Annotated in this window: 13 protein-coding genes and 3 pseudogenes; 11 read left to right on the forward strand and 5 right to left on the reverse strand. The window is 46.3% G+C overall.

Annotated features, from left to right (window positions below; translation table 11 throughout):
- Together ACO0K1_RS19395 and ACO0K1_RS19400 are read left to right on the forward strand one after the other, a co-directional pair.
- Window positions 1-118, forward strand: a pseudogene (locus tag ACO0K1_RS19395) (IS30 family transposase); the annotation flags it as partial.
- Between the two features lie 151 nt (window positions 119-269).
- Window positions 270-890, forward strand: a complete 621-nt coding sequence (locus ACO0K1_RS19400) for a response regulator transcription factor (protein WP_423028742.1) — start codon at window positions 270-272, stop codon at window positions 888-890.
- Window positions 891-919: 29 nt separating this feature from the next.
- Here the strand turns inward: ACO0K1_RS19400 and ACO0K1_RS19405 are convergent.
- Window positions 920-1,219, reverse strand: a pseudogene (locus ACO0K1_RS19405) (DDE-type integrase/transposase/recombinase); the annotation flags it as partial.
- Window positions 1,220-1,456: 237 nt separating this feature from the next.
- Between ACO0K1_RS19405 and ACO0K1_RS19410 the strand changes: the two are divergent.
- Window positions 1,457-1,726 carry a CopG family ribbon-helix-helix protein gene (locus ACO0K1_RS19410; RefSeq protein WP_423028744.1) on the forward strand — a complete coding sequence of 90 codons (270 nt, stop codon included), beginning with the start codon at window positions 1,457-1,459 and terminating at the stop codon, window positions 1,724-1,726.
- On the forward strand, window positions 1,726-2,001 hold the full coding sequence (locus tag ACO0K1_RS19415; protein WP_423028746.1) for a type II toxin-antitoxin system RelE/ParE family toxin: 276 nt from the start codon (window positions 1,726-1,728) through the stop codon (window positions 1,999-2,001). The genes ACO0K1_RS19410 and ACO0K1_RS19415 overlap by 1 nt, the downstream gene beginning before the upstream one ends.
- 56 nt (window positions 2,002-2,057) lie before the next feature.
- Here the strand turns inward: ACO0K1_RS19415 and ACO0K1_RS19420 are convergent, their stop codons facing one another.
- Window positions 2,058-2,252, reverse strand: a complete 195-nt coding sequence (locus ACO0K1_RS19420) for a hypothetical protein (RefSeq protein ID WP_423028748.1) — start codon at window positions 2,250-2,252, stop codon at window positions 2,058-2,060.
- Window positions 2,253-2,347: 95 nt separating this feature from the next.
- Here ACO0K1_RS19420 and ACO0K1_RS19425 point away from each other — a divergent pair.
- Window positions 2,348-2,524 (forward strand): annotated as a pseudogene (locus ACO0K1_RS19425) (FAD-dependent oxidoreductase); the annotation flags it as partial.
- Between the two features lie 594 nt (window positions 2,525-3,118).
- Here the strand turns inward: ACO0K1_RS19425 and ACO0K1_RS19430 are convergent.
- From ACO0K1_RS19430 to ACO0K1_RS19440, 3 genes are all read right to left on the reverse strand, one after another.
- On the reverse strand, window positions 3,119-3,880 hold the full coding sequence (locus tag ACO0K1_RS19430; RefSeq protein ID WP_423028750.1) for a transporter: 762 nt from the start codon (window positions 3,878-3,880) through the stop codon (window positions 3,119-3,121).
- 243 nt (window positions 3,881-4,123) lie between these two features.
- The gene (locus ACO0K1_RS19435; RefSeq protein ID WP_423028752.1) at window positions 4,124-4,696 is read right to left on the reverse strand and encodes a transposase; all 573 of its coding nucleotides are present in this window, start codon (window positions 4,694-4,696) and stop codon (window positions 4,124-4,126) included.
- Between the two features lie 44 nt (window positions 4,697-4,740).
- Window positions 4,741-5,637 carry a LysR family transcriptional regulator gene (locus ACO0K1_RS19440; protein ID WP_423028754.1) on the reverse strand — a complete coding sequence of 299 codons (897 nt, stop codon included), beginning with the start codon at window positions 5,635-5,637 and terminating at the stop codon, window positions 4,741-4,743.
- 142 nt (window positions 5,638-5,779) lie between these two features.
- Here ACO0K1_RS19440 and ACO0K1_RS19445 point away from each other — a divergent pair, with 142 nt between their 5' ends.
- The 6 genes from ACO0K1_RS19445 to ACO0K1_RS19470 all read left to right on the forward strand — a co-directional run bounded on the left by ACO0K1_RS19445 (window position 5,780) and on the right by ACO0K1_RS19470 (window position 10,606).
- Window positions 5,780-6,760, forward strand: a complete 981-nt coding sequence (locus ACO0K1_RS19445) for an aldo/keto reductase (RefSeq protein WP_423028756.1) — start codon at window positions 5,780-5,782, stop codon at window positions 6,758-6,760.
- 17 nt (window positions 6,761-6,777) lie between these two features.
- The gene (locus ACO0K1_RS19450) at window positions 6,778-7,773 is read left to right on the forward strand and encodes an aldo/keto reductase (protein ID WP_423028757.1); all 996 of its coding nucleotides are present in this window, start codon (window positions 6,778-6,780) and stop codon (window positions 7,771-7,773) included.
- An 86-nt stretch (window positions 7,774-7,859) separates the two neighbouring features.
- Window positions 7,860-8,444 (forward strand): NAD(P)H-binding protein, encoded by a 585-nt coding sequence (locus ACO0K1_RS19455; protein WP_423028758.1) that lies wholly within the window; start codon window positions 7,860-7,862, stop codon window positions 8,442-8,444.
- Window positions 8,445-8,533: 89 nt separating this feature from the next.
- Window positions 8,534-8,944 (forward strand): (R)-mandelonitrile lyase, encoded by a 411-nt coding sequence (locus ACO0K1_RS19460; RefSeq protein ID WP_423028760.1) that lies wholly within the window; start codon window positions 8,534-8,536, stop codon window positions 8,942-8,944.
- Between the two features lie 57 nt (window positions 8,945-9,001).
- Window positions 9,002-9,829, forward strand: coding sequence for an SDR family oxidoreductase (locus ACO0K1_RS19465; RefSeq protein ID WP_423028762.1), 828 nt, complete (start codon window positions 9,002-9,004; stop codon window positions 9,827-9,829).
- A gap of 78 nt (window positions 9,830-9,907) precedes the next feature.
- Entirely contained in the window at window positions 9,908-10,606 is a 699-nt protein-coding gene (locus ACO0K1_RS19470) for an IS6 family transposase (RefSeq protein WP_423028764.1), read from the forward strand.
- The last annotated feature ends 156 nt before the right edge of the window (window positions 10,607-10,762 follow it).

The raw sequence follows: 10,762 nt of genomic DNA on the forward strand, positions 1-10,762 counted from the left end.
ATGGGCGATGAACAGCTTAAATCATCGTCCCAGAAAATGTCTCGGCTTCAAAACGCCGCACCAAGTATTTATGAAGCAGTTACAATCGCATCAACATGTGGTTGCACTTCGAAATTGAATCCGCCAAAACTTAAATGCGTCTTCTAACCTGAAAAAAAGATACTTTGTAGCGAATTTCCAATACTGTGCTGGACTAATTCCTCTAAAAGCGACGAGTTAAAAATATTTTTTGTCTACTTTATTTATTCTTCGTTGAGTATCGGACTAATATGCCAATAGCATCAAATCCACTTGTTTATGTTGTCGATGATGACACCTTAATTCGCTCCACTTTGGAGTCTATATTAAAGGTGCGTAATTATCGTGTTTCGACATTTGGATCTGGCATTCAATTTTTACAAGCAAAATTTGAAGATGACGCCAGCTGCATTCTGTTAGATATGACCATGCCTGGCTTAAGCGGGTTGGATGTTCTGAAAACGTTAAAGGAGCGCGGATGCGCGATACCCGTCATTTTCCTGACGGCGCATACTGACATCGTGTTGAGCGTTCTTGCAATGAAAGCTGGAGCGGAAGACTTCTTAAGTAAGCCTATTCAAACAGAACAGCTTTTATCCTCGATCGAGAAGGCCCATGAGCACTGCTTGGGCAATCTGCAATCAAGAGCTTTGTTAGATGACTTGCGCTGCAGTTATGCAGCGTTGTCAGATACAGAATTACAAGTATTTAATCGTGTGATAAGAGGTCGATTAAACAAGCAAATTGCCTATGAATTGGGCTATGCAGAACGAACGATCAAAGCGTATCGAAGCAGTATTATGGAAAAAATGAAAGTGAACAACTTAGCAAATCTCGTATTATGCTCAATTCAACTTGGTCTTCTTGAATAGTAAAGCCAACTTTTAACCGTTACGACTTTTTATATTATCGCTGGACGGACTACGCCTGCCAATGCATAAAACTGGTCTGCAAATGACATGTTCTCACATCCGACCAGCTTCAGTTGTCCTTTGCGTAGCATATGCATAAGCTCAATTCCCGCCAAAATAGTTCTGGCTGCACGAAATGACTTGAATCCAAGCATCGGACGTGTCATACGCTTGATCCCACGATGATCTTGCTCAACCATATTATTGAGATATTTTACTTGCCTTACAATCACGCTCAGTCCCTTTTCTTCGATGATCTGATCAATCGCTGCTTTACTTGTACCGCTCTTAACCGATTTCTCTTTTAAAAAGTTAATGCGACGGAACCCTCTATTTTGACGGGGCGATGCTATTTATCCTGGCATTAGGTTAGGTATAACCCAATCTGACACTTTCTTGACTAAATCAAATTGAATCATTATGATTAACTTTGAATCACATGTAATTCAAAAAAATACGCTCGCAATCGTGATCTATCGCAGGGGCGTATTCCAGCAAGGCAAAATTTAGATAAAGGGGAAATTGAAATGGCTCATGTAGACACCAAAGTATTAACTGCACATGTACCGCTACCACTAGCCGAGAAAGTCGATCAGCTAGCAGCTCGCCTTGAACGGTCTCGCGGCTGGATCATGAAACAGGCGCTGTCAGCCTGGATCGATCAGGAGGAAGAACGGAGTCGCCTGACCCTTGAAGCGTTGGCTGATGTGGACGCGGGTTGCGTCATCAGTCATCAGTCTATACAGGCGTGGGCGGATAGCCTGAATACCGATACACCATTGCCGGCGCCACGCTGATGGAACTGAAGTGGACCAGTAAGGCGTTATCAGATTTGACGCGACTTTATGAATTTCTGGCGGCGGTAAATAAGGACGTTGCGGTGCGTACGGTGCAATCACTTACCGCAGCACCGGCAAGCTTATTGGCGAACCCGCGTATCGGTGAAAGTCTGGAAGAATTCGAGCCACGTGAGGTGCGCAGAATTCTCATCGGACACTATGAAATCCGCTACGAAATTCAAGCAACTACCATCTATGTGTTACGACTGTGGCATACGCGTGAGGATCGCTAGCGCAACATGATACTCGATATTGTAGCTAATCAGTTATTTTGGACAAACTCCGTCGGTTAGGGCTTAGAACCCCCACCAAGAACCACCAACCCTTTCCGACGCGGATGATTTGGATCTGCTAAAAGATCGACTTGACCATCAATCTGCAACCAAAGATCAGCAGCCCCTTGCGGGTCACCTCTCGCAATGATATGTGCTTCGATCGCATTTAGGTCATCTAAATAAGTTTGTGCTCTCTTGACCTGCTTCATTATGAATTGCGCTGCCGTTGTTTCGTAGCGCGAATGATCGCCTACTCGTCAGACTCAATCACTCTGTTCGTACCACTAATTAGCCCCTCACGTGACGATCAGACCGAATAAAGCCGTTAATTGATTGGGTGAATACCTGTTTTCCTACGGTAAGTACTCGCTCGGTTGTTCCTTGGGCTGGCTTGCGTCCAATGATGCCCAACATGATGCCAAAGGTTGGTAGAGGAAATAAATCCAATGTTTATTACAACAATGGGGATGGACACCTCGGTTGAACTTTGTCTGCATGCACCGCTGAAATGATTGGTGGTGATCTCGCTAATTCTCCCTAGAAAATTATGTCGGTTTTTTCTAGGTTAAAAAATAATTAAATCGCGTGTCTGCGCGGAAGTTTTCGGTACAGTTTCGGTACACTCGTAAAATTTTCCTAATTTCTTTTAATTGTGCTAACCTATTGATTCATATACTATAAAGGCAATCCTAACTTACGCTAACTTGCTGTAGATTGTCCTAGGTAAATGGTTTCGCTGGCAAACTCATAATCCGTTGGTACCGTGTTCGACTCACGGGAGGCCCACCAGAATAGAGTAGCAAAATCAAGGACTTAGATTTATATCTAAGTCCTTTTTTTGTTTTTTGAGAGGACGAAACGTACATTTCAGTACATTGAGCAAATTAACTCAGTACGAAAGAATTTATGGCTACCATCGTCAAGACCCCATCAGGTACCTGGAAAGCAGGTATACAAATCCGGTTGGCATATCACTGTACGGACCAAAGCTTATCAACATTAAATCCTGCTACGAAGTTTGGTATTTGAATGATTTAGTCAATCATCTAGTGACCAAGAATCTGATATCGAGCGACTACCAAAATTTTGTGACTGGAACCACGATTCCAGTGAAAATCGCCCAATCCGGCGATGACGGATTTAAGCCTTTAACGATACCAATGTCCACGGTCATGCGTTTAGTCGGGCTGTAACTCACCGCAGCCAGAAATTGTGCCGTATTCGGTACAAGGCGTCGTTTGGTGCCTGAGACTTCCAAGTCCAACTGCCATTTGTCGTCAACGGTATAGGAAAGCGATCCGGCCCAACCGGTTTGAACAGCCCCCTCCAAAGCATCCGTGCCACCTAGGTGCGTCACATTTAGGTTGAGATCAATGTCAATTTGGCCAAAATCATGACTAACAATTCCGTTGATGCCGTAATCCACCTTTCCGGTACCTATTGCCGTGTTCGCCGTGGGCGACTTTACATTGAATTCAAGTCCCAACGCGGTGGCCTCGCTGATTAAAAATGCCCGCTTAAGTGTGGCGGTTGTATCACCAAATCCGCGATCCACGGCACCGTTGCTGGCATTGCGAACCCAGGCTTCGCCGCCTAAAAGTACACCCCAATTTTCATTAAAAGCCAGCTTAAGTAGGTAAGGTAAGCTGCCGCGACTCACGTCACCCGTCTTAGCGCTGAGTCCACCAAATTCGAGCTCCAACTGCCCTGGAAACGACAACTGCGCCGGATTGGATACGGTGGGCCGGTATGGCGCAACGCCGTCGTCCGCCTCGGCGTGCGCTAGCGAGCAAAGTAGCGAAGTACACATAATTGGCACAATGTGGCGTCTAACCATGGTTGACTTCCATTCATTGAAAAAAATAAGATAAAGCTTGCCACACATTGCGCTTGTTAGCGTTGTATTAGCTATTTGCATTGTATATGCTCCGCAAATTTGGTAATTCGGCATACTGCGCAATTGCTGTACGCCGATCTTACATCAGTAATGTGAGAGCGGGTGACTGGTCGTGCGCCATGCGCGTCAGCGTTGTTGAATAAATCGGAAATTGAGGAAATATTACCCGATGAGGTCACTATTTTAGATTTTTACAGACACTGGCATGCCGAGCATGGTCATGATGTTGAGTACGGACGAACTGATACACGCCTCAGTTTTTTGCTGTGGTAAAGCACGCGCCTTGAGCGTGTTGCCGAAGATGTGCTTGTAGCACTGTACGGCAAGCGCAGCATAATTGCGTGTGTTGTAGCCAGTGAGTTTCTGCCAGGGCATGCGCCCTAGTTTTGCAATTGTCTGAATATGCTCGTCTCGTTGCGTATTGCCGGCCTGAGAAACGACCGCAGTGTTACGCGGTGGAATAATGATTTGAGCATCAGGATGCTTGCCCAAAACGGCCTGAGAAACCGGTTCACCGTTATAAGCGCCATCGTCCATGAATGTGCTGATGGGTGTAGCGATTTGATCAAGCAGCTCAGGAACTGCAGTTGGGTTATCTACGTCAGGCGTGGTCAATTCACACGCCACAATTTGATGTTTCTCATTAATGACCGATATGGCGAAGCGAATATGTTTTACCAGCAAAATTGGTGGTCTGGGTGACCGGCTGCCATATTTTGTTAATGCGTTGTTTTGAAGCACAAATAAAGTTGGCACACCTAGTGAACGCGGGTTGAATCTGCTGATAAATACTGAAAAAACTAAGTGGATTTTAATTTTAGGGCATCAAGTAAAACAGCGAAAGCGGGCGATAGTTGACGTCGACTTGCAAAATATAGGTGATAGCCTGGGAAGTAAGGGCACCATTCTGTCATTACTCTCACAAGACGTCCTGCTTGGATATCTTGTTCTACCATATCCTCTGGAACATAGGCTATACCTAATCCAGCCAATGCAGCTGAGACCATTTGAGGGCTGGTATTAAAAGTGAGTTGTCCCTCGACGCGAACATTGACGGTGTGCTTCTCTTTTTCGAATTCCCACGCGTATAACCCCCCGTGCGTTGCTAATCGAAATCCTATGCAATTATGGTTGGCAAGATCTTGCGGTATCTTGGGAGCCGGATACTTCGAAAAATAACTAGGAGAGGCAACGACGGCCATGCGTAAGTCCGGTGCGATTCGAACCGCGATCATGTCTTTGGCGACTTGATCGCCTAGCCTTACACCCGCATCAAATCGCTCAGCGACAATGTCAATGAGCCCATAGTTGATGATGACTTCGACTTTGATGTCAGGATAGTTCGGTAAAAATTTTTCTAGTAAAGGCCACACGACATTTGTGGCTGCATGACCCGCGGCAGAAATCCTGATATTGCCGGCCGGTTTGTCACGTAACGCGCTTAACGCCGCAACCTCTGCCTCAATTTCATCCAACCGTGGTGCCACCGAGGCAAGGAGGCGTTCTCCCGCCTCTGTGGGTGAAACGCTGCGAGTCGTTCGGGTGAGTAGCCGAACACCTAGTCGGGACTCTAACGCCCGCATGGTGTGACTCAGCGCAGAGGGGGACACGCCGAGCTTTGCCGCCGCTTTGGTAAAGCTGCCTTCTCGGCTAATCGCAACAAAAGCTATCAGGCTATTAAAGTTCTCTTGCGACATTAATGAATTCCATTCATAAGCTCATGCAGATTATACCGTCTAATCAAAAGTGCAGGTCGTCTGTACAGTAGCGCTATGGGATAAGTTTGTTCGGTGAGCAGACAGGCGGCATCTTTGCCCTATGATGTCTTGGAGAGGAAAAATGCAAAAACGTCAATTAGGAAATAGCGATTTAGAGGTATCCGCGATTGGATTGGGATGCATGGGGTTGACCTTTGGTTATGGGCCGGCGACTGATAAGGACGTTGCGATCCAATTGATTCGTCAAGCGGTCGATGCGGGCGTCACCCTCTTTGATACAGCGGAAGCCTATGGCGCGCTGAATCAAGAAATCGTCGGCGATGCGCTCGCTCCGGTTCGAGAACAGGTCATTATCGCGACTAAATTTGGGTTTAAAGAAGGCGATATTAAAAATGGTCTGGATAGTCACCCTGCAAGTATCCGTGTTGCAGTAGAGACTTCATTACAACTACTTAAGACCGATTATATCGATCTTCTCTATCAACATAGGGTCGATCCCAATGTACCCATTGAGGAAGTTGCGGGAACAGTGAAGGACCTCATTCAAGAGGGAAAAGTAAAGCATTTCGGTCTTTCAGAGGCCAGTGCAAGCACTATACGTCGGGCGCATGCCGTTCAGAAAGTGACCGCATTGCAGAGTGAATACTCGTTATGGTGGCGCGAGCCAGAAGATGAGATCTTGTCAACGCTGGAAGAGTTGGGCATTGGCTTTATTCCGTTTAGCCCGCTAGGAAAAGGTTTTTTAACTGGTGCCATTACTGAGACAACACAATTTGACCACACTGATTTCCGAAATTCAGTACCACGTTTGTCGCCAGAGGCGAGGAAAGCCAATCAGGCTGTCATTGATGTGTTAACGCACATTGCGGCAGTCAAGAAGGCAACGCCGGCGCAAATTGCGCTTGCATGGATACTGTCTCAAAAACCGTGGATTGTACCCATTCCAGGAACCACGAAATTACATCGCTTGCAAGAAAACATTGGTGCAACGGATGTGGTACTCAATCAGATTGATCTTGATGATATTGAGAAGCAGTTTGCGACCTTGGACATTCAAGGTAATCGCTATTCAGAAGCTAGCCAGAAATTGGTAAACCGATAACTCGAAGGGGAATGGATATGCGAAAACGTCTATTAGGTCAAAGCAAGCTTGAAGTTTCGGCCATCGGCCTTGGCTGCATGGGCATGACATCCGCTTATGGCCCCGCTGGTGACAAGCAGAAAATGATGTCGCTCATGCGCCACGCCGTCGATATGGGCGTTAATTTTTTTGATACGGCAGAGGCGTATGGTCCATTTGAGAATGAAAGTCTAGTTGGAGAAGCCTTAGCACCTGTTAGAGACAACGTTGTCATCGCAACGAAATTTGGCTTCGATATTGATCTCGACACTGGCGTTAGACGTGCAGGTGTTAACAGTCGGCCTGAACATATTAAAGCGGTTGCCGAAGCGGCACTCAAACGTTTGAAATCGGATCGTATTGATTTATTTTATCAGCATCGTGTTGATCCATCCGTACCGATTGAAGACGTTGCTGGTGCTGTAAAAGATCTCATTGCGCAAGGAAAAGTAAAGCACTTTGGTTTATCTGAAGCGAGTGCGCAGACAGTGCGTCGTGCGCATGCTGTTCAGCCAGTGACCGCATTGCAAAGTGAATATTCTTTATGGTGGCGTGGCCCCGAGACGGCGCTGTTGGCGACCTTGGAAGAGCTGGGAATTGGCTTCGTGAGTTTCAGTCCGCTTGGCGCAGGATTTTTGACCGGAAAAATCGATGAAAAAACAAAATTTGATCCTACCGATTTTAGAACGATGGTTCCGCGATTCTCGCCAGATGCAATGAAAGCTAATATGAGGTTGGTTGACCTGGTGTGCTCTATCGCCGCCCGAAAGCAAGTCACGCCTGCGCAAATTGCCCTTGCTTGGTTACTCGCTCAAAAACCGTGGATCGTACCCATTCCGGGAACAACGAAAATCGAAAGACTGGAAGAAAACTTAGGAGCGTTGGCTGTTGATTTTAGCAAAGCTGAACTGGATGAAATCGCTGTCGCAGCTTCTGACATTGCCGTACAAGGTGCCCGTCTGCCAGAAAGCGCGTTGAAGATGACTGGTCTGTAAGAGCGGATGAAGAAAGAAATGCAGGCTGCCTTTTGAAAAGAGGCGCGCATATTAATGTCGCTCGCAACATCATAAAACATATCAATATGAAAAACGTTCTTGTACTTGGTGCAAATGGTCAATTGGCTCGCAATACGATTCCATTTTTTTTGGCCCACAGCGATGTTCATTTAACGCTCTATCTGCGTCGGTCAAATCGCTTAAAAAATCCAAATCCTTCCAGAGTCACAATGGTTGAGGGAGACGTGCTCGATATACCGCATTTAACGTCAGCAGTGAAGGGACAAGATGTTGTGTATGCCAATCTCTCTGGTGCTTTAGAGTTGCAAGCTACATCGATCGTTAGCGCGATGAAAATGGCGGCAGTGGAGCGGTTGATCTTTATTAGTTCCATGGGAATCTATAGCGAAGTTCCGAGCGAGAAATATCGGAGTGTGCTCAACCCATATCGTGATTCTGCCGCAGTGATCGAGGCTTCCGATCTCGGCTATACCATTTTACGACCAGGGTGGTTTATTCACGATGATGAAATCAACTATCAGTTGACTCAAAAAGGAGAGCCATTCATTGGTCATGAAGTATCGCTGAACAGTCTCTCAGATCTCATCGTCAAACTTTGTTTGTCACCAACGATGGAATTGAAACAGAGCATCGGTGTGAGTCGTGGATAAGTCAATTTCTATCCTTTGAAATAGAAGGGATTAATGTAGTTCGCGGTCAATTCTCGTCAGTCATTTGAACAAAGTGAAAGAGTAAAGAAATGGAAATCAAACGCGTCGGTACTCAAGCATCAACAAAGGGGACCGCAGAATTTTTTACGGGCAATGTTCGCATTGACCCACTTTTTAATCTACCAGAGCCAGCACGTTCCATGGGGGCGGCAGTGACATTTGAACCAGGCGCGCGAACAGCATGGCACACGCATCCGTTGGGCCAAGTTCTGATCGTAACAGCAGGATGTGGTTGGACGCAGTGTTGGGGTGGCCCTGTCAAGGTGATTCGTGCTGGTGACGTAATTTGTTGTGATCCAAATCACAAACACTGGCATGGAGCGACAAAAGATACCGCGATGACGCATATCGCCATTGTTGAGAAGTTGAATGGTGTCGGCGTTGAATGGATGGAGCATGTGACTGACGAGCAGTATCTTTCCAGTGCAGAAGAAGAGTAGAACTAAAAAATAGTGGTCGGTTTGTTATTCAAGTAAACATTTTAAGAGAGCATAGGTATGAAAGACGTTATTGTAGTCATCGGTTCTGGATCAATTGGTATTGCGATTGCCCGTCGTGTCGGTGTGGGTAAGCATATTGTCTTGGCTGACTTACGAGAGGACAACGCTAAAGCCGCTGCCGTTGTACTAAATGATGCAGGATATCAGGTGAGCACAGCGATCGTTGATGTCACTATCCGCGAATCGGTCCATGCGCTGGTAGATGTCTCGTTGAGCTTCGGCAATGTAACAGGTGTCATCCATGCAGCTGGTGTGTCTCCAAGTCAGGCGAATCCCGCGACCATATTAAAAGTCGATTTATACGGTACTGCTTTGGTGCTCGAAGAGTTTGGCAACATCATCACAAGCGGTGGTTCTGGTGTTGTCATCGCATCGCAATCGGGACATCGTTTACCCGCACTCACTGCAGAGCAAGACAAATTGCTCGCTACTACGCCGGTGGATGAGCTACTTGCTTTGCCTATGCTGGCGGTTGATCACATCACAGATTCATTGCATGCTTATCAAGTCTCAAAACGGGGGAATTCATTGCGAGTAATGGCTGAGGCGGTACGCTGGGGTAAGCGAGGCGCTAGGGTTAATACGATTAGCCCTGGAATCATTATTACACCGCTTGCTAACGATGAGCTGACGGGTCCTCGTGGTGATGGCTACCGTCGAATGATGAAATTATGTCCTGCGCAACGTGCTGGAACTCCAGACGAGGTTGGTAATTTGGGTGCCTTATTAATGGGACCTGACGGCACATTTATTACGGGTAGCGATTTCTTGATGGATGGTGGTGTCACTGCGTCTTATTTTTATGGTGAACTTGCACCTAAGTAGGTAGTAACTAAGATGTAATGGAATAAGCTAAATATCATGCATTAGTGTGCAGCACCTTTTTAAAACTGGTGCTGAGCCATGCTTGATACAAAACGAATGCGATTTCCGTTAGAAATTATAGCCGTCTGTATTCGTTGGTATTCAGCTTACCCACTCAGCTACCGCCATTTCGAAGAAATGATGCAAGAACGTGGCGTCGTTGTCGACCATTCCTCCATCAACCGCTGGGCAATCCGGTTTCTGCCTCTGATCGAAAAAACATTCAGAAAATATCAACGCCCTGTTGGTAGCAGCTGGAGCATGGATGAAACCTATATCAAGATCAAAGGACAATGGAAATACTTGTATCGTGCCGTCGACAAAGAAGGACAAACCATCGATTTTCTTTTAACTGCTAAACGCGATAAAGCTGCTGCCATGCGCTTCTTCGACAAAGCTATGCTTCTCAATGGCTTGCCAGGAAAGGTTGCCATGGATAAGAGCGGTGCAAATAAAGCAGCAATCGATCAGATCATCGAAGACAAGGGACTGAGCGTTATTGTAAGGCAAGTAAAATATCTTAATAATATGGTTGAGCAAGATCATCGTGGGATCAAGCGTATGACACGTCCGATGCTTGGGTTCAAGTCCTTTCGTGCAGCCAGAACTATTTTGGCGGTAATTGAGCTTATGCATATGCTACGCAAAGGACAACTGAATCTGGTCGGATGTGAGAACATGTCATTTGCAGACCAGTTTTATGCATTGGCAGGCGTAGTCCGTCCAGCGATAATATAAAAAGTCGTAACGGCTTAAACTCGCGCGAGGAGGGTGTAAGAAATTTTGTGTAAACGGTCATTTTGCAGGAAACTGCTACTTTGCTAGGAGCAATGATGACCGAGAATCAAAAGCCTTTATCCAACGAACTGATAGACGCTCTACTGGGTGACTATA

It is taken from the genome of Undibacterium sp. SXout20W (genome assembly GCF_049340285.1).
In the GTDB taxonomy this organism is placed as follows: domain Bacteria; phylum Pseudomonadota; class Gammaproteobacteria; order Burkholderiales; family Burkholderiaceae_D; genus Undibacterium.

What these genes read in the sequence shown, in the direction of transcription:
- ACO0K1_RS19410 (WP_423028744.1), top strand. Translation starts at nt 1,457, where the DNA reads ATGGCTCATGTAGACACCAAAGTATTAACTGCACATGTACCGCTACCA.
- ACO0K1_RS19460 (WP_423028760.1), top strand. Translation starts at nt 8,534, where the DNA reads ATGGAAATCAAACGCGTCGGTACTCAAGCATCAACAAAGGGGACCGCA.
- ACO0K1_RS19445 (WP_423028756.1), top strand. Translation starts at nt 5,780, where the DNA reads ATGCAAAAACGTCAATTAGGAAATAGCGATTTAGAGGTATCCGCGATT.
- ACO0K1_RS19465 (WP_423028762.1), top strand. Translation starts at nt 9,002, where the DNA reads ATGAAAGACGTTATTGTAGTCATCGGTTCTGGATCAATTGGTATTGCG.
- ACO0K1_RS19400 (WP_423028742.1), top strand. Translation starts at nt 270, where the DNA reads ATGCCAATAGCATCAAATCCACTTGTTTATGTTGTCGATGATGACACC.
- ACO0K1_RS19415 (WP_423028746.1), top strand. Translation starts at nt 1,726, where the DNA reads ATGGAACTGAAGTGGACCAGTAAGGCGTTATCAGATTTGACGCGACTT.
- ACO0K1_RS19455 (WP_423028758.1), top strand. Translation starts at nt 7,860, where the DNA reads ATGAAAAACGTTCTTGTACTTGGTGCAAATGGTCAATTGGCTCGCAAT.
- ACO0K1_RS19440 (WP_423028754.1), bottom strand. Translation starts at nt 5,637, where the DNA reads ATGTCGCAAGAGAACTTTAATAGCCTGATAGCTTTTGTTGCGATTAGC.
- ACO0K1_RS19470 (WP_423028764.1), top strand. Translation starts at nt 9,908, where the DNA reads ATGCTTGATACAAAACGAATGCGATTTCCGTTAGAAATTATAGCCGTC.
- ACO0K1_RS19430 (WP_423028750.1), bottom strand. Translation starts at nt 3,880, where the DNA reads ATGGTTAGACGCCACATTGTGCCAATTATGTGTACTTCGCTACTTTGC.
- ACO0K1_RS19450 (WP_423028757.1), top strand. Translation starts at nt 6,778, where the DNA reads ATGCGAAAACGTCTATTAGGTCAAAGCAAGCTTGAAGTTTCGGCCATC.
- ACO0K1_RS19420 (WP_423028748.1), bottom strand. Translation starts at nt 2,252, where the DNA reads ATGAAGCAGGTCAAGAGAGCACAAACTTATTTAGATGACCTAAATGCG.